Annotated in this window: 17 protein-coding genes and 1 pseudogene; 14 read left to right on the top strand and 4 right to left on the bottom strand. The window is 71.5% G+C overall.

Annotated features, from left to right (window positions below):
• Window positions 1-16 precede the first annotated feature (16 nt).
• Genes AC3EN4_RS22280 through AC3EN4_RS22260 form a run of 5 tightly spaced genes read left to right on the top strand, consistent with a single transcriptional unit; the run spans window position 17 to window position 4236 of the window.
• Window positions 17-1321 carry a TrpB-like pyridoxal phosphate-dependent enzyme gene (locus AC3EN4_RS22280; RefSeq protein WP_435207648.1) on the top strand — a complete coding sequence of 435 codons (1305 nt, stop codon included), beginning with the start codon at window positions 17-19 and terminating at the stop codon, window positions 1319-1321.
• 54 nt (window positions 1322-1375) lie between these two features.
• The gene (locus AC3EN4_RS22275; protein WP_422739729.1) at window positions 1376-2080 is read left to right on the top strand and encodes a flavodoxin family protein; all 705 of its coding nucleotides are present in this window, start codon (window positions 1376-1378) and stop codon (window positions 2078-2080) included.
• Complete coding sequence (locus AC3EN4_RS22270) at window positions 2070-2417, top strand: cupin domain-containing protein (RefSeq protein WP_355050129.1); 348 nt, start codon at window positions 2070-2072, stop codon at window positions 2415-2417. The genes AC3EN4_RS22275 and AC3EN4_RS22270 overlap by 11 nt, the downstream gene beginning before the upstream one ends.
• Window positions 2414-2779: a chorismate mutase gene (locus AC3EN4_RS22265; RefSeq protein ID WP_435207647.1), complete on the top strand. Its 366-nt coding sequence runs from the start codon at window positions 2414-2416 to the stop codon at window positions 2777-2779. The genes AC3EN4_RS22270 and AC3EN4_RS22265 overlap by 4 nt, the downstream gene beginning before the upstream one ends.
• On the top strand, window positions 2776-4236 hold the full coding sequence (locus AC3EN4_RS22260) for a UbiD family decarboxylase (protein WP_435207646.1): 1461 nt from the start codon (window positions 2776-2778) through the stop codon (window positions 4234-4236). The genes AC3EN4_RS22265 and AC3EN4_RS22260 overlap by 4 nt, the downstream gene beginning before the upstream one ends.
• On the opposite strand, the gene pdxR is transcribed toward AC3EN4_RS22260, so the two are convergent.
• Complete coding sequence (gene pdxR / locus AC3EN4_RS22255; protein WP_435207645.1) at window positions 4181-5692, bottom strand: MocR-like pyridoxine biosynthesis transcription factor PdxR; 1512 nt, start codon at window positions 5690-5692, stop codon at window positions 4181-4183. The genes AC3EN4_RS22260 and pdxR overlap by 56 nt on opposite strands.
• Window positions 5693-5715: 23 nt before the next feature.
• A complete protein-coding gene (locus AC3EN4_RS22250) occupies window positions 5716-6210 on the bottom strand; it encodes a MarR family winged helix-turn-helix transcriptional regulator (RefSeq protein WP_435207644.1) in 495 nt (164 codons plus the stop codon).
• A 153-nt stretch (window positions 6211-6363) separates the two neighbouring features.
• On the opposite strand from AC3EN4_RS22250, the gene AC3EN4_RS22245 reads away from it, so the two are divergent.
• Window positions 6364-6786 (top strand): DUF6069 family protein, encoded by a 423-nt coding sequence (locus AC3EN4_RS22245; protein ID WP_435207643.1) that lies wholly within the window; start codon window positions 6364-6366, stop codon window positions 6784-6786.
• Window positions 6787-6837: 51 nt separating this feature from the next.
• Here the strand turns inward: AC3EN4_RS22245 and AC3EN4_RS22240 are convergent, their stop codons facing one another.
• Window positions 6838-7221, bottom strand: coding sequence for a DUF6223 family protein (locus tag AC3EN4_RS22240; protein WP_435207642.1), 384 nt, complete (start codon window positions 7219-7221; stop codon window positions 6838-6840).
• A 216-nt stretch (window positions 7222-7437) separates the two neighbouring features.
• Between AC3EN4_RS22240 and AC3EN4_RS22235 the strand changes: the two genes are divergently transcribed.
• The 3 genes from AC3EN4_RS22235 to AC3EN4_RS22225 all read left to right on the top strand — a co-directional run bounded on the left by AC3EN4_RS22235 (window position 7438) and on the right by AC3EN4_RS22225 (window position 10203).
• A complete protein-coding gene (locus AC3EN4_RS22235; RefSeq protein WP_435207641.1) occupies window positions 7438-8556 on the top strand; it encodes a sensor histidine kinase in 1119 nt (372 codons plus the stop codon).
• A complete protein-coding gene (locus tag AC3EN4_RS22230) occupies window positions 8553-9215 on the top strand; it encodes a response regulator (protein WP_435207640.1) in 663 nt (220 codons plus the stop codon). Before AC3EN4_RS22235 ends, AC3EN4_RS22230 begins: the two co-directional genes overlap by 4 nt.
• Window positions 9216-9294: 79 nt before the next feature.
• Window positions 9295-10203 carry a hypothetical protein gene (locus AC3EN4_RS22225; protein ID WP_435207639.1) on the top strand — a complete coding sequence of 303 codons (909 nt, stop codon included), beginning with the start codon at window positions 9295-9297 and terminating at the stop codon, window positions 10201-10203.
• Window positions 10204-10320: 117 nt separating this feature from the next.
• Here the strand turns inward: AC3EN4_RS22225 and AC3EN4_RS22220 are convergent.
• Window positions 10321-10713 (bottom strand): annotated as a pseudogene (locus AC3EN4_RS22220) (helix-turn-helix domain-containing protein); the annotation flags it as partial.
• A 364-nt stretch (window positions 10714-11077) separates the two neighbouring features.
• Between AC3EN4_RS22220 and AC3EN4_RS22215 the strand changes: the two are divergent.
• The 5 genes from AC3EN4_RS22215 to AC3EN4_RS22195 all read left to right on the top strand — a co-directional run bounded on the left by AC3EN4_RS22215 (window position 11078) and on the right by AC3EN4_RS22195 (window position 18810).
• Complete coding sequence (locus AC3EN4_RS22215) at window positions 11078-11896, top strand: basic amino acid ABC transporter substrate-binding protein (protein WP_435207638.1); 819 nt, start codon at window positions 11078-11080, stop codon at window positions 11894-11896.
• A gap of 76 nt (window positions 11897-11972) precedes the next feature.
• Entirely contained in the window at window positions 11973-12767 is a 795-nt protein-coding gene (locus AC3EN4_RS22210) for an amino acid ABC transporter permease (RefSeq protein ID WP_396799691.1), read from the top strand.
• 5 nt (window positions 12768-12772) lie between these two features.
• Window positions 12773-13609, top strand: coding sequence for an amino acid ABC transporter ATP-binding protein (locus AC3EN4_RS22205; protein ID WP_435207637.1), 837 nt, complete (start codon window positions 12773-12775; stop codon window positions 13607-13609).
• A 232-nt stretch (window positions 13610-13841) separates the two neighbouring features.
• Window positions 13842-14846, top strand: a complete 1005-nt coding sequence (locus AC3EN4_RS22200) for a multicopper oxidase domain-containing protein (protein ID WP_435207636.1) — start codon at window positions 13842-13844, stop codon at window positions 14844-14846.
• A gap of 19 nt (window positions 14847-14865) precedes the next feature.
• The gene (locus tag AC3EN4_RS22195) at window positions 14866-18810 is read left to right on the top strand and encodes a ThuA domain-containing protein (protein ID WP_435207635.1); all 3945 of its coding nucleotides are present in this window, start codon (window positions 14866-14868) and stop codon (window positions 18808-18810) included.
• Window position 18811: the final 1 nt, after the last annotated feature.

The following is an 18811-nucleotide window of genomic DNA, read 5'->3' as shown; positions in this document are numbered from 1 at the left end:
CTCATCGGAAGGTGCCATGACCACGTCGAAGTTCGTGCTGCCCGAGAGCGACATCCCGACGACCTGGTACAACGTGGTTCCCGACCTGCCCAAGGGACTGCCCCCGATGCTGCACCCCGGCACCCGGGAACCCCTCACACCGGCGGACCTCGAACCGCTCTTCGCCACCGGCATGATCGAGCAGGAGTTCAGCACCGAACGGGACGTGGACATCCCCGGGCCGGTGCTGGACATCTACCGCCAGTGGCGGCCCAGCCCGCTCGTACGCGCCCACCGGCTGGAGAAGGCCCTCGGCACGCCGGCCCGGATCTACTTCAAGTACGAAGGGGTCAGTCCGTCCGGCAGTCACAAGCCGAACACCGCGGTGCCGCAGGCGTACTACAGCAAGCTCGACGGCGTGCAGCGGTTGACCACGGAGACCGGCGCCGGCCAGTGGGGCAGCTCGCTCTCCATGGCCTGCACCTACTTCGGCCTCGACTGTGAGGTCTTCATGGTGCGGGTCAGCTACGACCAGAAGCCGTACCGGCGCGGGCTGATGGAGACGTTCGGCGCCTCGGTGACGGCGAGCCCGAGCGACCGTACCGAGGCGGGCCGGGCCGCGCTCGCCGCCGACCCCGACTCCACCGGCAGCCTCGGCCTGGCCATCTCCGAGGCGGTGGAGGCGGCGATGGTCAGCGGCGGCGTCGCCAAGTACTCCCTCGGCTCGGTGCTCAACCTGGTGCTGATGCACCAGACGATCATCGGCCAGGAGGCGCTGCTCCAGCTCGCCATGGCCGACGACTACCCGGACATCGTCATCGGCGCGGCCGGCGGTGGCTCCAACTTCGCCGGCCTGGCCCTGCCGTTCCTGCGCCGCCAGCTCGGCGGCGGCCCGACCGTGCGGTTCGTCGCGGTCGAACCGTCCTCCTGCCCGTCGCTGACCCAGGGCACCTACGACTACGACTTCGGCGACACCGCCGGCCTCACCCCGCTGACCAAGATGCACACCCTGGGCCACGACTTCCGCCCACCGGCCATCCACGCCGGTGGACTGCGCTACCACGGCATGGCGCCGATCATCAGCGCGCTACGGGACATCGACCTCATCGAGGCCCGGGCGGTGCCGCAGAGCGCGTGCTTCGAGGCGGGTGTGCTCTTCGCCCGCAGCGAGGGGATCGTGCCGGCGCCGGAGTCCACCCACGCCGTCCGGGTGGCGGTGGACGAGGCGCTGCGGTGCCGGGAGACGGGCGAGTCCAAGGCGATCGTCTTCTCGCTCTCCGGGCACGGTCACTTCGACATGCAGGCCTACATCGACTACTTCGCCGGGAAGCTGACGGACTGACCGCGTCGGGGGTGGGCGCCGTCGTGGCGTCCGCCCCCGCGCCGAGCACCGGGGGTGCCCTTGCACAGCGAAGCAGCGACCATCCTCGCCATCAACGGGTCGGAACGGGCCGGCGGCAACACCGACCACGCCATCGCGTACGCGGGCCGGCTGATCGCCGAGCGCGGCGCGACCCTGCGCACCATCGTGCTCCGCGAGCACCGCATCTCGCCGTGCAGCCCGTGCGGCGACTGCAACAGCCGTACCCTGCCCTGCCGGGTGGACGACGACGTCCCCGCCCTGGTGGAGCAGATGGCCGCCGCCGACGGGCTGATCTACGCGGCCCCGGTGCACGGCTTCGGTCTCGCCCACCTCATGCAGGTCTTCATCGAGCGGGCGGGCGTCGGCTACCTGCGGTTCACCAGGCCGCTGGCCGACAAGGTCGGCGGCATCATCGTCACCGGGCGTCGGTACAGCGACTCCTCGGTGCACAACCAGATCGTCAACAACCTGCTGCTCAACAGGATGATTCTGGTGGGCAGCGGATTCCCCGTCCTGCTGCGCAACACCACCGGCAGCCCGGGCCTGACCGACGCCGAGGGCGTCGACGCGCTCGAGCGGATGGTGCACCGGATGCTCGACATGGTGCAGCTGCTCAAGCGGCACCAGCCCATCGGCGGTGGCCCGGTCCTGCCGCGGCGGGACCGCAACGAACGTGTCCCGCGGCCCCGCCGCGCCGAACCCGTCCAGAGCAGAGGAGATATCGAGAATGTCCACTGAGCAGGTCGCCGCCCCGGTCGGCATCGACTTCCCGGCCACCGAGTGGGAGCGGTGGGACAAGCCGGGCGCCGAGGGCCGGGTCAAGATGACGTACGTGGGCGGTCAGCGACTCCGCCTGCTGGAGCTGCCGCCCGGCTTCGACGAGCACCACTGGTGTCTGCGCGGGCACACCGGCTACGTCCTGCAGGGCGAGTTCACCATCCACTTCCGGGACCGGTCGGTGCCCTGCCGTCCCGGGATGGGGTTCGTCATCCCCGACGACGAGGAACACCGGTCCCAGGGCAGCGACGCCGAACCCACCGTCGTCTTCGTGGTCGACGAGGTTCCGCAGCCGTGAGCGACCAGCAACCAGTCGCGTCGCCGGCCGGGTCGGCGTCGGTCGGCGACGTCGACGGTCCGGCCCGGATCGCCGAGCTGCGGGTCGCCATCGACGGGCTCGACCGGCAGATCATCGCCCTGCTGGCCGAGCGCACCCGGGTGGTGCGGGAGCTGACCGTGCACAAGACGGACGAGGCGACCGTCCGCTCACCCGAGCGGGTGCGGCAGGTCCTCGACCGCATCCACGGCCTGGCGGTCGGGCAGGGCATGCCGCCCGAGGTGGCCGTCGGCACGTACCGGGCCCTCATCGAGGAGCTGACCCTGATGCAGCTCGACATGCTGGCGGCCCGCCGCGCCGCCGCGTCGGCGGACGCCAGATGAGCCACCGTTCGCCCGTCGACCTGCGGCACGCCCTGGCCAGCCTCGACCCGCTCCCGGGCGAGCTGGTGCGGGTCGGCACCGAGCTGCCCGCCCGGTACGGCGTGTCCGCCCACTACGCCCGGTGGGCGGGCGCGCCGGCCGCCCCGCCCACCGGCGCCGGGCCGGCCGTGCTCTTCGACCGGGTACGCCCCGACGACGGCCCCACCCGGGCGGTGCTGATGGGCCTCTACGGCACCCGTCGACGCGCCGCCGGCCTCCTCGGCTGCACGCCCGCGGAACTGCCCCACCGGCTGCTCGACGCGGTGGCCGCGCCCCGACCGGCGGTGCCCGCCGTCGACGCCTCCCGCTGGCCGCGCGAGGTCCTGCCTCGGGACCTGACCGCGCTGCCGGTGCCGGTCCTCACCGACGAGGACGCCGGGCCCTACCTGACTCTCGGCGCGGTGCTCGCCACCGACCCGGACACCGGGGTCCGCAACCTGTCCGTGCACCGGATGTGCGTGCAGGGGCCCGACACGCTGACCATCTGGATGGTGCCGGGGCGGGACCTGGAACTCGCGTACCAGGCCGCCCTGCGCCGGGGTCGCGCGCTGCCGGTGGCGATCCATCTCGGACTGAGCCCGGCGGTGCTGCTCTCGTCGTGCTGCCCGACCTCGCTGGTCCCGTCGGACCTCGACGAGCTGGCGGTGGCCGGCGCGCTCGCCGGCCACCCGGTGGAGCTGCTGCCCTGCGCCACGGTGGACGCCGAGTTCATCGCCCACGCCGAGTACGTCATCGAGGGTGAGCTGCTGGCCGACCACGCGCCGGAGAGCGCGCACGGCACGGTCGCCACGCCGGAGTTCCTCGGCTACCAGGGCCGGGCCAACCCCTCGCTGCCGCTGATCCGGGTCACCGGGATCACCGCCCGGGAGAGCCCGATCCTGCAGGCGGTCTCCGGGCCCGGGCACGAGCAGTCGATCCTGCTCGGCTTCGGGATGGAGGCCGCCGTGCTGGACGTGCTGCGGCGGCGGGGAACACCGGCGCTCGCGGCGCACTGCCACACCGCCGGCGGTGGTCAGCTCATGGTCGTGCTCCAGTGGCCGGCCAAGCGCGGCCCCGAGGACGACCTCGCGGTGCGCGCCGCCGCCGAGGCGGTGCTGGAGCAGTTCCGGATGGCCAAGCTGGTGCTGTGCGTGGGCGAGGACGTCGACATCGAGTCCGACCAGGACCTGTGGTGGGCCATGGTCACCCGCTTCCAGGCCGACCAGGATCTGGTCGTGCTGCCGGACCGGGAGGGCTTCCCCCTGGACCCGAGCCAGCACACCGGCTACTCGCCTGCGCTCTCCGCCGACGGGCGCACGGCCAAGGCGGTGTTCGACTGCACCGTCCCGTACGCCCAGAGCGCCCGGTTCCGCCGGCCCCGCTTCACCGAGCCGTCACGTCCCGCACCGCGGCGGCCAGCAGCGCCACTCCCTCGGTGATCCGGGCGGTGGGCAGCGCCGCGTACCCGATCAGGAAGGTCGGTTCGGTCGGCGGTCGGGTGACGAAGTAGCCCGAGGCGGGGTAGACCCGGACGCCGCGCGCGGCGGCGGCGCGCACGATCTCGGCCTCGTCGACGTCGGGCGCGCCGCCCAGGGTCACCAGTACGTGCAGCCCGGCCGCCGTGCCGGAGATCCGCACCCCGGCGCCGAAGTGCTCGTACAGCGACTCCAGCAGGCGGGCGCGTCGCTGCCGGTAGAGGCGGTCCATCCGGCCGATGTGCCGGGCGTACGCGCCGGAGGAGATGAACTCGGCCAGCGCCTCCTGGGTCACCGTCGGGGTCAGCCGGTCGGTGATCCACTTGACGCCCAGGAACGACCGGACGAGGTGCGGCGGCAACACCGCGTACCCGATGCGCAGCGACGGGAAGAGGGTCTTGCTGAAGCTGCCGACGTAGACCACGTCCGCGTCCTGCCGGTCGGCGGCCAGCGACGGGAGCCGCTCCTCGGCGAAGGTGAACTCGTTGTGGTAGTCGTCCTCCAGCACCGTCGCCGCGTGCTCGCGGGCCCAGCGCAGCAACGCCCGCCGTCGCCGGTCGGACATGATGAACCCGGTCGGGAACTGGTGCGACGGGGTGACGTAGACGAGGCGTACCCGGGCCGGGTCGAGGCCGTGCGCGCGGACCCGGCAGTCGATCTCGTCGACCCGTAGGCCCTCCTCGTCGACCGGCACCGGCACCACGGCGGCCCGCGAGTAGCCGAAGATCTGCCGCAGCACGGTGTGGCTCGGGTCCTCGATCACCACCACGTCGTCCGGGCCGACGAGCAGCCGGACCAGGATGTCCATGGCCTGGGTCGCGCCGCTGGTCACCACCGTGTCCTCGCGCCGGGCGTCCAACGCCCGGCTGCGTCGCAGCAGGGCGGTGATCTGGGTACGCAACGACGGGGAACCCTCGGCCGGGCCGTAGCCCAACGCCACCGCGTCGGCCCGGCTGACCGCGTCGGCGAGCGACTGCCGCCACCGGGTCACCGGGAAGCTGGCCAGCGCCGGGGTGCCGTGCCGGAAGTCGTACGTGCCGTCCGGCCGGTGCATCGGCGCCGGCTCCCACGGTTTCCAGAGGGGACTGCCGGCGTCGGTGGGCAGTGGGGGCTCGGGCCGCAGATGTGCGCGGGTGGCGCGGGGGATGGCCGGTGACGTGCCCGTCGGGGCGGCGCTGACGCGTGTGCCGGAGCCACGCCGGGACGTGAGCACCCCGTTGGCGCGCAGCAGTTCGTAGGCGCGGGTCACCACCGTCCGGGAGACCCCGAGCTGGTGCGCCAGCTCGCGGCTGGGCGGCACCGTGTCGCCGGGACGCAGCCGGCCGGCGCGGACGGACGAGCTGATCTGGTCGCAGAGTTGCTGCTGCAACGGCACCGCGCTGGCGCGGTCCAGCGTGACGAGGAGCTGGTCCGAACTCACCTGGGCATGCTCCCCGATCGAGGTCAGGCTGCCCGGGAGGATCGCCTGCGGGCGGGGCGGTCGGTCTGCACGAATGTCGACAGTCGGCCCTCGACCAGCCGGCCGAGCACGTCCAGGAAGATCGCGCGGTCGCGCGACGGGACCGTGGCGAGGATGTCGCCCTGGAGTCCCGCGACGATCTGCCGCGCCGTGGCGACCAGCCGCTCGCCGTCCGGCGTGACGGTGACGATGCGGGCGCGTCGGTCGGTCGTCGAGGTGCGACGCCCGACCAGGCCGGCGCGTTCCAGCTCGTCGAGGGTGACGACCATCGTCGTCTTGTCGATGCCGCACATCTCGCCGAGCTGGCTCTGGGTGAACTCGCCGGTGCTGCCGCGATCGAGCACGCAGTAGGCACGCGTCGAGATGCCCAGGCCGGAGAGGGCGGCGGCGTGTTCCTGAGCCAGCGCGTGGGTGGCCCAGGACATCAGGAACATCAGGTCCGGTGTCACGGCATCGGGCCCGGAGGTGCCGGTGGTCATGGCGGCAGCCTAGCAACTGGTTCGTGATTCGAACTATCTCGTAGCGGAGCATCGCCGCACCGAAAGAAGTTAAGAACGAGATAGTAAAGAACGGAACCTTCTGATACGGTTCGATCTCGACAGCGCGTCCCCTCCATTAAGGAGTCACCTCTGATGTCTACGGAAGCCTCTGTTCCCCGTGCCGTCGACGGCGCCTCGCCGATACGCGACCGGGCCGTCGCCGTCGTGGTCGCCGTGCTCGCCGCCGTGGCCGTGTGGTCGATCGCGACCCTCTCCGGTGCGCAGCTCACCGTCGACCAGGGCGCCGGCCCGCAGGATGTCACGGTGCTCGCCGTCGTCCTGAACGCCGCGATCGCGGCGCTGCTCGGCTGGGGCCTGCTCGCGGTGCTCGAACGCTTCTCGGCGCGCGCCAGGAGGATCTGGACGGGGATCGCTCTCACCGTCCTCGTGCTGTCGCTCGTGCCGGCATCCCTGGTCGGCGCCTCGGCCGGCACCAGGGCCGCCCTCGTCCTGATGCACCTGGTGGTGGGTGCGGTCGTGATCGTGGGCTTCCGCAGGGGCGCACGGCGCGCCTGACCGCTGCTGATCGCCCGTCCTGCTCCACGGGGGAGCAGGACGGGCCGCCCGTCAGGCGCGGGTACGGCGCAGCGCGAGACCACCGAGGACCAGCGCGGCGGACCCCACCACCAGGGCCACGTACGCCCCGCCCCGACCGTTGCCGGTGCCGATCCCGCTGTCGGAGGTCGCCACCACCAGCGCCCCGAGGGCGACGCCGATCAGCCCGGCGGCCAGGGCCACGGTCGCGCCGAGCGGTCCGCTGCCGGTGCCGACGCGGCTGCTCGGGCGGGCCAGGGCCAACGCGCCGACGATCACCCCCGCCAGGCCCAGCAGGCCGCCCAGGCTGGCCCCGAGCCGCCCGGCGCTCATGGTGGTGACCGTGGCCGCCAACTGCTGGTCAGGGGCGGCGAACCCTTCGACCAGGGCGGACGCGGCAGCGGTGAACACCGACATGTGCTTCTCCTTCTCGGACGTCGTGCTGTCTCGTTCGATCCTGTCGCCGCGTCGACCGTCGGTCGTCCGGCAGTCGGAGGCTCTTCGCCCTGCCGCGGCGGCCGCAGACGGCTGCCACGTACGACGCACCCGCCGCACGACTACCGCGGACGCGGTAGTTCCCGGTCGTCCGCGCGCAGGAGTCGCCCGGGGCGCGTCGCGGGCTAGGGTGCGCGCATGAGCACAGCGCGTGCCGTTGCCCGGGACTGGGCCATCGCCGTCGGCGTGGCGGTGGTGCTGCTGGTCGCCGGGCGGTCCGCGGACTCCGCCACGATCGACGCCAACCTGCTGGGTTACCCGCTGCTGGTCGCCGGTGGTCTGGCGTTGGCGGCCCGTCGCCGCGCTCCCGTCGCCGTCCTGGCCGTCACCGGGCTGTGCGCCGTGGGCTACCAGGCGGCCGGTTTCGACGTGCCGGCCGTCGCCTTCCTGTTCGCCGTGTACGCCGGCGTACGGGCCGGTCACCGGGCCGTCACGATCGTCGCCGCCGTGCTGATGCTCGTCGCGTTGCCGCTCAGCGCACTCGCCCCGCCGCAGGACCTGCCGCTGGGTGACGCGCTCGCCCGGGGCCGGGGCGCGCTGGAGCTGGCGTGGCTGATCGCCGCCGGTGCGGCGGGGGAGGCGTTGCGGCAGGCCGAGCGGCGGGCCGACGAGGCCGAGCGCACCCGCGAGGAGACCGCGCGCCGCCGCGCCGACGAGGAGCGGTTGCACATCGCGCGGGAGCTGCACGACTCGCTGACCCACCAGATCTCGATCATCAAGGTGCAGGCCGAGGTGGCCGTTCACGTGGCCCAGCGGCGCGGCGAGACGGTGCCGGAGGCGCTGTTGGCGATCCGGGAGGCCGGTCGGGAGGCCAGCCGTGAGCTGCGCGCGACCCTGGAGGCGCTGCGGGACGACAACCGGAACCCGAGGCACGGCCTGGACCACCTGCCGGAGCTGGTGCAGCGGGCCCGGATGGCCGGGCTGGACGCGACGTTGACGGTGCAGGGGCGGCGACAGACCGTGCCGGTTGCCGTGGACCGGACCGCCTACCGGATCGTCCAGGAGTCCCTCACCAACGTGGCCCGGCACGCCGCCGCGGCCACCGCGTCGGTCCACGTCGACTACCGTCCGGACGCCCTCGCCATCCGCGTCGACGACGACGGCGCCGCCACGCCGACCACCGCCCCGACGCCCGGAGTCGGGCTGCTCGGCATGCGGGAGCGGGTCACCGCCCTGGGCGGACGCCTGCACGCCGCGCCCCGCGACGAGGGCGGCTTCACCGTCCACGCCGAACTCCCGGTCGGACCGGCCGCGTGATCCGCGTCCTGCTTGTCGACGACCAGGCGCTGCTGCGCAGCGGCTTCCGCGCGCTCCTGGACATCGAGGACGACATCGAGGTGGTGGCCGAGGCCGCCGACGGGCGGGAGGGAGTCGCCCTCGCCCGGCGTCACCTGCCCGACATCGCCCTGATCGACATCCAGATGCCGGTGCTGGACGGCATCGAGGCGACCCGGCTCATCGCCGCCGATCCGGCCCTGGCCGGAGTGCACGTCGTCATCCTGACCAACTACGGCCTGGACGAACACGTCTTCCACGCGCTGCGCGCCGGTGCTGCCGGGTTCCTCGTGAAGGACATCGAGCCGGAGGACTTCCTGCACTCCGTACGCGTCGCCGCGCGGGGTGACGCGTTGCTCGCGCCGTCGATCACCCGCCGGCTCATCGACCGGTACGTCGCCGAGCCGCGTCACCTGCGCGCCCCGGCCGGCCTCGCGGAGTTGACCAGCCGCGAACGCGAGGCCGTGATGCTGGTCGCCCAGGGCCTGTCGAACGACGACGTCGCGGCCCGCATGGTGATCAGTCCGTTGACCGCCAAGACCCACGTCAACCGGGCCATGACCAAGCTGCACGTCCGTGACCGCGCCCAGCTCGTGGTCGTCGCGTACGAGTCGGGGCTGGTCGCCCCGCGTCAGCACTGAAGTCGGCGGGCGCCGGACCAGGGACGGGGTACCGGCTTGCCGCGCGGCGCCCGGGTCGGCCCGTGCCATGATTGCGGCCATGGGCAAGCAGCAGCACGTCGGCGGGACCGACCGGCACAGCGGGTCGGGAACCACGGCCGACCGTCCGACCGACGGTGGGGCGGACGCGCGGCTCGCGCTCGCACAGGACCCCGCGACACCACAGATGACCCTCATCGAGCTGGCGTCGGATTCGTCGGTCCCGGTGCGCAGGGCGGTCGCGGCGCGGCCGGACGCGCCCGCGCAGGCGCTGCGGACGTTGACCCGCGACCACGATCGTCAGGTCCGGGAGACGGTGGCACGCAATCCCGCCACGTCGGTCGGCAATCTCCTGCGGCTGGTCAAGGACGCGGACCGGTGGGTCCGTTGGGCCGTCGCCGGCAACCCGGCCTGCGACGAGTCGGTCCGTCGGGCGATGGTCGCCGCGCCCGACAAGGAGCTTCGGGGCCTGCTCGCCGAGACCAGCGAGTTGGAGCCCGACCTCGCCGCCCGGCTGGTCGAGGACGCCTCGCCCGAGGTACGCGAGCGGCTCGCCACGCACACCCAGGACCCCGACGTCATCGTCGCCCTGCTCGCCGACCGCACCGTCCGCGTCCGCAAGGGGCTCGCCCGCAACCCGCAGACCACCGCGGCGCAGCGCAGCGCCCTGGCCAGGGACCCTGCGGTCGACGTACGGGCCGCACTCGTCCGCGCGCTGGAGCTGGACGAGGCGGATCTGGCGACGCTGGTCGACGACCGCTCGGTGCAGGTCCGGCTGGCGCTGGCCACGTCCGAGATCATCCCTGCGCACGTCCGGCAGACGCTCGAAGATGACCCCGACGAGATGGTGGCCGCCGCGGCTCGGGACTTCCGCCCCGGAGCCGTCAGCTCCCCGGTGGTGCGGGCGCCCCGCATCGGATCCCGACGCTCCGGCACCGGTCCGGGTCGGTCGGGTCGCGCCACGCGCTGAACCCGCCTGCGCCGCGTGGCGCGTCCGGTCGGGCTACCGGCGGGACGCGCCCACCCGCGGCGGTGCGGACGCGCTGGCGCGGGAACCCGTCCCGGTCGGTGACGCCGCCTGCACCGGGAGGTCCCGGCCGGCGAGTCGGCGGAGATGGTCGCGGATCTGGCGTTTGTCCGCGGCCGAGACGGTGTCGTCGAGCAGTCGCCGGCGGATGCTGCCCATGTCCGCCTCGACCTGCGCCAGCACCCGTGGCGTGACGGCCGCGTTCGGCATCGCGAGCGGCCGGATCGCGGCGGCGATGGAGAGGTCGAGGGTGGCGCAGAGGCTCCGGACCTTCGCCAGTTCCGGGTAGCGCTGCCAGTCACCGGCGAGCCAGCGGAACAGCGTCGAGCGGCTCACCCCGGTGTGGTGGGCGATGTCGCCGACGGTCCAACCGTGCTCCTCGCGGGCGTCGTCGACGGCCTTGCGGACGAACTGCGCGAAGGCCATCTGAGGCGTCGTGGGGTAGGTGTCCATTCGCAGGTCTGCCCTCCATCCGGGGTCGGATCTGCTCACCTTCGGGGTGACGGCGGTACCACTGATCGTCCATCAGCTTCTGCGGTGGCGCAGCGGTGTCCGGCGCGGTGGCCTACTCGTTCGGGGTGGCCCGGATACTCAAATGCCGATCGCCGTGGCCGGGAGGCGCGGGTCGGGAGTCGGCCCGACGTCCGGTTCGTGACCGGACGTCGGGTTCACTGACTGTGATGGTCGCCGCAGCGCGGCGACTACGCCGCGTGACCTGAGTTACTGTTCCTCGGGTCAGGTACCGTCCCCTGTCACACCGTTTTCGTACCAAGCTGGCTGCCCGTCACCGGGGAAGCCGAACCGGAGGGACACACTCGTGAGAGTCCGAAGCGCAGTCCGTCAGGCCGGCCTCGTCGTGGCGATCGCCGCTCTGGCGGTGACCGCCGGGTGTGCCAAGAAGGACGACAGTGAGGTCCAGGCCAGTGGGGTGAAGCTGGTCGAGGGCGGCAAGCTGACCGTCTGCACCCACCTGCCGTACCCGCCGTTCCAGTCCAAGGACGCCAGCGGCAAGGTCACCGGGTTCGACGTCGACGTGATGGACCTGGTGGCCAAGGAGCTGGGCGTCGAGCAGACGATCATCGACACGCCCTTCGAGGGGATCAAGTCCGGTCAGGACCTGAACACCGGCAAGTGCGACGCGGCCGCCGCCGGCATGACCATCACCGCCGAGCGGCAGAAGGTGATGGACTTCTCCGACCCGTACTTCGACGCGACGCAGGCGCTGCTGGTCAAGACTGGCAAGCCGTACAAGTCGCTCGACGACCTGCGGGGCAAGAAGCTCGGCGTGCAGGCGGCCACCACCGGTCGTGACTACGCCCGCAAGTTCGAGAAGGAGAAGGGTCTGCAGCTGGTCGAGTTCGAGGATCTCGCCGCCCTGCAGCAGGCCGTCTCGAACGGTCAGGTCGAGGCCGCCGTCAACGACCTGCCGGTGTGGACCGAGTACCTGCGCAAGAACCCGGGTGGGTTCGCGGTGACCGCCGAGTTCGACACCGGCGAGCAGTACGGGTTCTCGGTGAAGAAGGACGGCAACCCGGAACTGCTCAAGAAGATCAACGAGACGCTGGCCAAGGCCAAGCAGGACGGCTCGTACGACACGATCTATGAGAAGTGGATCGGCAAGCGGCCGAACGCCTGATCGACGCTCCGCGGGGGAGGGCGCGCAGGACGCGCGCCCTCCCCGTCGACACACTCCGGGAAGGCAACGAGCCAACGTGAAGCTGCGCCGCCGCCAGCGGGAACGACTGTCCCTCGGTATCCAGTACCTGGTCTTCGTCGCGATCATCGCCGCGGTGCTCCTCGCCGCGGACTGGGGTCGACTCGCCGACGCGTTCTTCCGCGTCGACATCATCGAGTCGATGTTCCCCACGATCATCACCGTGGCGCTGCGCAACACGATCCTCTACACGCTCGGCGCGTTCGCCTTCGGCCTCGTGTTCGGCACCGTCCTCGCGCTCATGCGGCTGTCCCGGGTCGCGCCGTACCGCTGGCTGGCGACCGCGTACATCGAGCTGTTCCGAGGGCTGCCGGCGCTGCTGGTGCTCTTCCTCGTCGGGTACGGCATTCCGATCGCCTTTCCGGAGCGGGAGATCCCCGGCGGCGTGTTCGGCTCGATCGCGATCGGTCTCGGGTTGACCGCCGCGGCGTACATGGCCGAGACCATCCGCGCCGGCATCCAGGCCGTGCCGAAGGGGCAGATGGAGGCCGCCCGCACCCTCGGCATGTCGCACTTCACCGCGATGCGCACGATCGTCATCCCGCAGGCGTTCCGGATCGTCATCCCGCCGCTGACGAACGAGCTCATCCTGCTCACCAAGGACTCGTCGCTGGCGTACGTGCTGGGCGTGACGGCGCAGACCATCGAGGTCACCAAGTTCGGCCGGGACATGCTCAACGACCGGGTGAACGCCACCCCGCTGCTGGTGGCCGGCCTCGCCTACCTGGTCATCACCCTGCCGCTGTCCCAGGTGGTACGCCGCCTCGAACTCCGCTACGCCAAGGCCCGGTGACCCGCATGACGACCAGCCCGTCCCGTCCCGCCGTCCAGATCCGCGACCTGCACAAGTCCTTCGGCTCGATCGAGGTGCTCAAGGGCATCGACTTCGAGGTCGGTCAGGGCGAGGTCGTCTGCGTGATCGGGCCGTCCGGGTCCGGCAAGTCGACCCTGCTGCGCTGTGTCGACCTGCTGGAGGAACCCACCGCCGGCACGATCTGGGTGAACGGCGTGGAGATGACCGACCCGGACGTCGAGATCGACGCGGTCCGCCGGGGCATCGGCATGGTGTTCCAGTCGTTCAACCTGTTCCCGCACCTGACCGTGCTCAACAACCTCACCGTCGCGCAGCGCAAGGTGCTGCGGCGCTCCCGCGCCGAGGCCGAGCGGATCGCCCGGGCCAATCTGGAGCGGGTCGGCCTCACCGACAAGGCCGACGCGTTCCCCGCACAGCTCTCCGGCGGGCAGCAGCAGCGGGTGGCGATCGCCCGGTCGTTGTCGATGGACCCGAAGCTGATGCTCTTCGACGAGCCGACCTCGGCGCTCGACCCGGAGCTGGTCGGTGACGTGCTCACCGTCATGCGCGGGCTGGCCGAGGACGGCATGACGATGATGGTGGTCACCCACGAGATGGCGTTCGCCCGGGACGTCGCCGACCGGGTGGTCTTCATGGACGGTGGCGTGGTCGTCGAGCAGGGGCCGCCGCACGAGGTGCTGGGCGCGCCGAAGCACGAGCGGACCCGCGCGTTCCTGTCCCGCGTCCTCGACCCGACCCACGCGCGTCTCGGTCGGCCCGAGCAGCCGCCCGCGCCGCCGGGGACCCCCAGCCTGCCGGCCGACGACCGGCACGGTCTCTGAGACCACCAGCTCCGGCCGATCGACGGCCGTCGTGATGTCGCGGTAATCTTCCTGCAATCAGACCCTGTACTTTCGTCGATGGATTACATAAGTTAAGTCCATCCATCGAAAGTTCTGAGTCTTCCGAGCAAAGTCCGCGACGAGCCTCACCTCGGTCGTGCTGCCGCCCCGTGCTCGGCGGTCGCTGCACCCTGCCCTCGTCGCGTCTTCGCCCGGTCGGGAACGGAGACCCATGGACGATCACGCCGTTGGCTCCCACCGCCACCTGTCCCGCCGATCACTGATCGCCACCGGTGCGCTCGCCGCCGGAGCGTTGGGTGCGTCCGCCCCCACGCTCGGCGGCGCGTTCGGGGGCACCCCAGCGCAGGCCGCCGCCGGAGTGACCAGGAAGGTCACCATCTACGCCGAGCAGTTGCCCGGCGGACTGTACGGCTACGGCCTCGCGCCCGGCCAGGCCACCGTGCCCGGGCCGGTGCTGGAGATCTACGAGGGTGACACCCTGGAGATCACCCTGGTCAACACCACCGACCAGCGGTTGTCCATCCACCCGCACGGGGTGGACTACAGCACCGAATCGGACGGCAGCCCGTTCAACGACTCCTTCAACAACCCCGGCGAGACCCGGACGTACGTGTGGCGCTCGCACGAGATGGTCGCCGCGTCGGGTCGCCGCTACATGCCGGGCAGCGCCGGCTACTGGCACTACCACGACCACGCCATGGGGACCGACCACGGCACCGCCGGCGTCGCGAAGGGACTGTACGGCGCGCTGATCGTCCGTCGTCGGGGCGACATCCTGCCGGAGAAGCAGTTCACGGTCGTGTTCCACGACATGACGATCAACAACAAGATGGCCCCGAACACGCCCATCTTCGAGGCGAACCTGGGGCAGCGGGTGGAGTGGCTCGCCATCGGGCACGGCAACCTGTTCCACACCTTCCACCTGCACGCCCACCGCTGGGCGGACAACCGCACCGGAATGCTCGAAGGGCCGGCCGACCCGAGCCTGGTCATCGACAACAAGGACCTCAACCCGGGCAGCTCGTTCGGGTTCCAGGTGCTGGCCGGGGAGGGCGTCGGGCCCGGCGCGTGGATGTACCACTGCCACGTGCAGAACCACTCCGACGGCGGCATGGCCGGGATCTTCCTGGTGCGCAACGCCGACGGCAGCATGCCCCCCGGCGCCGAGGAGGCGATCCACCGGTTCCAGGGCCACACCCACACGCACGGAAGCTGACCGAAAGGTGGGGACGGGGATGAGAAGAGACGTACGACGAGCCCTCGCGGCGATGGCGGCCTTCGCCACGCTGATACCGGCGACGGCATCGGCGGCGGCCGCCGCGCCGCGAGCGGTGACCGCCGCACCGGCGCAGACCCAGCAGAGCGGCACCGCTGTGCTCGTGTTCCACGGCCCGGTGGCCGAGCAGCAGGACCCGGTGGCGCGCGCGGTGGACACCATCCGACAACTTGCGGCCAGTCATGACATCGATGTCATGGCCACCACCGACCCGGCTGTGTTCACTCCGACGAAGCTGTCCGCGTACCGGAGCGTGGTGTTCCTCTCCGCGACGGGCGCCGCGCTCAACCGCGACCAGGAGTCGGCGCTCCAGTCCTACATGAAGGCCGGCGGTGGCTTCGTCGGCATCGCCGACGCCGCCCGCGCGCAGGTCGACTCGACCTGGTTCACCGGCCTGATCGGCGCCCGCCCGGCCGGCGCGATCCCGGTGGCCGAACCGGTGGCCCGGGTGACCGCCAGCGGCGAGAACCCGCCCAGCGAGACCAAGGAGAAGCTGACCGACGGCGACGCCAACACCAAGTGGCTGGTCCGCACCCCCACGGCCTGGGTGAGCTACGAGCTGGCCGCGCCGAAGCGGATCACCGGGTACGCGTTGACCTCGGCCAACGACTTCGTCGGGCGGGACCCGAAGGACTGGACCCTGCAGGGCTCCACGGACGGCCAGAACTGGTCCGACCTGGACACGCGCACCAACCAGACCTTCGCCGAGCGGTTCCAGACCCGGCGGTTCGACATCGGCACGCCGCAGGAGTTCAGCCGCTACCGGCTGAACATCACCGCCAACAGCGGGGAGCCGCTGATCCAGCTCGCCGACCTGCGCCTGTTCACCGGGACGGCCACCGCACCGCCGCCGACCCCGGTGAACCGGGCGGTGGTCGACATCCTGGACCGCAACCACCCGGCCACCGCGTCGCTGCCGCTGACCCTCACCCGGTCGGACCGCTGGGACAACTGGGAGACGAACCCGATCGGCACGGTGCACACCCTCGCCCAGGTCGAGGAACGGCACTACGACCCGGGCCCGGGCGCCAACGGCCCGTTCCACCCGGTGTCCTGGTGCCGGGACTACGACGGCGGCCGGTCGTTCTACACCGGCATGGGCCACACCGAGGGCAGCTACGGCGAGGAGGCGTTCCGCGACCACCTGGCCGGGGCGCTGAACTGGACCACCGGCCGGGTACGCGGTGACTGTCAGGCGACGATCGCCGCGAACTACAAGATCGAGCGGCTGACCGCCGCGAACCAGACCGGGCAGCTCGACCAGGTCGGCGAGCCGCACGGGCTGACCATCGCCCCCGACGGCACCGTCTTCTACGTCGGCAAGGCGGCCTGCCCGAGCGGCCCGATCGCCGACTGGAACGATCCGAACGTCGGCCTGGGTTGCGGCACCATCCACTCCTTCGACCCGCGCAGCAAGCAGGTCAAACTGCTCACCACCCTGCGGGTCATGGGTAACCGGGGCAGCGGCTCGGAGTTGGTGAAGAACGAGGAGGGCCTGCTCGGCATCGTGCCGGACCCGAAGTTCGCCGACAACGGCTGGCTCTACGTCTACTGGATGCCGCACGAGTCGATCGACCGGGTGAAGCGGGTCGGGCAGCGGACCATCTCCCGCTTCACCTACGACCGGGCGACCCAGACCATCGACCAGGGCACCCGCAAGGACCTGTTGCAGTTCCCGGTGCAGATCCACAGCTGCTGCCACGCCGGTGGCGGCATGGCCTTCGACGCCAAGGGCAACCTCTACGTCGGCTCCGGCGACAACAACTCCTCGGAGGGGTCGCAGGGCTACTCCGGCAACAACTGGACCGAGGAGTACCAGGGCATCTCGTTCCAGGACGCCCGCCGTACGTCGGGTAACACCAACGACCTCGCCGGCAAGATCATCCGGATCCACCCGGAGCCGGACGGCACGTACACCATCCCCGAGGGCAACCTCTTCCCGCCGGGCACCGAGAAGACCCGGCCGGAGATCTACGTGATGGGCGTGCGCAACATCGCCCGCCTCCAGATCGACCCGGTGCACCAGTGGCTGACCGCCGGCTGGGTCGGTCCGGACGCCTCGTCGCCCAGCCCCACCCTCGGCCCGGCGAAGTACGAGACGGCCACCATCATCACCTCGGCCGGCAACCAGGGCTGGCCGTACTGCATGGGCAACCGGCAGCCGTACCGGGACCGCAGCAACACCGACGCCAGCGTGCTGACCGGCTGGTACGACTGCGACAACCTGAAGAACACCTCGCCGCGCAACACCGGCCTGGTGGACATCCCCGCCGCCCGGGACAACATGATCTGGTACTCGCCGGACGGCGGCGGCCCGGTCTTCCCGAAGCGGACCGATGGCAGTGGCCTGCCCACGTACGTCGCCGCCGACGCCACCTACACGCAGCCGTACCTGCGCGGCGGCGGGCAGGCCATCATGTCCGGCCCCACCTACCACCGCAGCCTCGTCGACACGAACAGCGGCGTCGCGTGGCCGGAGCACTGGGACGGTAAGTGGCTCATCGGCGACCAGTCGAACCCGGTCAACCGGGTCGCGGTCACCGTCGACCCCGCCGGCGTGCCGCAGGCCGCCCCGCCGGTGTACGCCGAGTCGCTGCGGGCCATCATCCCCAGCGGCAACGGTGACAACCGGTTGCAGAGCTGGATGGACGCCAAGTTCGGCCCGGACGGCGCGCTCTACCTGCTCGACTACGGAGGCGGCTTCTTCAGCCTCAACCCCAACCAGAAGCTGAGCCGGGTCACCTACACCGGTGGCGCGCCCACCCCGGCACCGGCGGCGACCTCGGTGGCCGTGCAGAACAAGCCGCTGACGATCGCCTTCACCGGCTCGAAGTCCGGCGGGGTGAGCCACCGGTGGGAGTTCGGCGACGGTGCCACGTCGACTGAGGCGGACCCCCGACACACGTACGCCAAGGTGGGCACCTACACCGCGAAGCTCACCGTCACGTACGCCGACGGCGAGACGGCCACCGTACGGACCACCGTCACGGTCGGGTGCGCGGTGCCGGACGCCCGGGCCACCGTGTGGCTCGGCGACACCGACACCGGCGTGGCCAGTCGGACGGTCGGGCAGGGCTGCACGATCAACGACCTGATCGACGACGAGAGCACCTGGCCCGACCACAACGCCTTCGTCCGGCACGTCACCACGGTGACCCGCGCGTTGCAGGACGACGGCCTGCTCAACGCCCGCGAGTCGGGCACGCTCACCCGCCTGGCCGCCGCGTCCGACATCGGCCGGGACGGTCGCACCGGGTACGAGCCGCTCTACGACGGCACCGCCGAGTCGCTGCGCGGTTGGGAGCAGGCGCCGACCGGGTCGTTCAGCATCCAGCCGGACGGGGCACTGCGCTCCAGCGGTGGTCTCGGCATGCTCTGGCACACCAAGGAGCTGGGTGACTTCTCGCTGAAGGTGCAGTTCAAGGACATTGCGCCGGGCACCAACCGGGCCAACACCGGGGTCTTCATCCGCTTCCCGGACCTGCGGGTCCCGCTGGAGCAGCGGCCGCCGGGCAGCTGCGGCACCATCGGGTCGGCCCGGACCTCGACCGCCTGGATGGCGATCTACTGCGGACACGAGATCCAGATCTACGACGGTGAGAGCGGCGAGCCGCAGAAGACCGGCTCGGTCTACAACTTCGACCCGGTGCCGCTCGCCCAGGCCGGCGTCACCCCGAAGAACCAGTGGAACGACTACGAGATCCGGGTGGTCGGACAGCACTACACGATGATCCGTAACGGCGTGGTGATCAACGAGTTCGACAACACGCCCGGCAAGCAGTCCTCCCGGGCCGGCGATCCGCCGACCGACCTGCGGCAGTTCCTGCGCGGCTTCATCGGCCTGCAGAACCACGGTGACAACGACCTGACCGAGTTCCGCAACATCCGCGTGCGCGAACTCTAGG

This window comes from Micromonospora sp. bgisy143, assembly GCF_057708145.1.
Note: the sequence above shows the minus strand (reverse complement) of the source record. Positions and strands in the feature narration are given on the sequence as shown.

What these genes read in the sequence shown, in the direction of transcription:
- AC3EN4_RS22280 (WP_435207648.1), top strand. Translation starts at nt 17, where the DNA reads ATGACCACGTCGAAGTTCGTGCTGCCCGAGAGCGACATCCCGACGACC.
- AC3EN4_RS22270 (WP_355050129.1), top strand. Translation starts at nt 2,070, where the DNA reads ATGTCCACTGAGCAGGTCGCCGCCCCGGTCGGCATCGACTTCCCGGCC.
- AC3EN4_RS22260 (WP_435207646.1), top strand. Translation starts at nt 2,776, where the DNA reads ATGAGCCACCGTTCGCCCGTCGACCTGCGGCACGCCCTGGCCAGCCTC.
- AC3EN4_RS22250 (WP_435207644.1), bottom strand. Translation starts at nt 6,210, where the DNA reads ATGACCACCGGCACCTCCGGGCCCGATGCCGTGACACCGGACCTGATG.
- AC3EN4_RS22245 (WP_435207643.1), top strand. Translation starts at nt 6,364, where the DNA reads ATGTCTACGGAAGCCTCTGTTCCCCGTGCCGTCGACGGCGCCTCGCCG.
- AC3EN4_RS22240 (WP_435207642.1), bottom strand. Translation starts at nt 7,221, where the DNA reads ATGTCGGTGTTCACCGCTGCCGCGTCCGCCCTGGTCGAAGGGTTCGCC.
- AC3EN4_RS22235 (WP_435207641.1), top strand. Translation starts at nt 7,438, where the DNA reads ATGAGCACAGCGCGTGCCGTTGCCCGGGACTGGGCCATCGCCGTCGGC.
- AC3EN4_RS22225 (WP_435207639.1), top strand. Translation starts at nt 9,295, where the DNA reads ATGGGCAAGCAGCAGCACGTCGGCGGGACCGACCGGCACAGCGGGTCG.
- AC3EN4_RS22205 (WP_435207637.1), top strand. Translation starts at nt 12,773, where the DNA reads ATGACGACCAGCCCGTCCCGTCCCGCCGTCCAGATCCGCGACCTGCAC.
- AC3EN4_RS22200 (WP_435207636.1), top strand. Translation starts at nt 13,842, where the DNA reads ATGGACGATCACGCCGTTGGCTCCCACCGCCACCTGTCCCGCCGATCA.
- AC3EN4_RS22195 (WP_435207635.1), top strand. Translation starts at nt 14,866, where the DNA reads ATGAGAAGAGACGTACGACGAGCCCTCGCGGCGATGGCGGCCTTCGCC.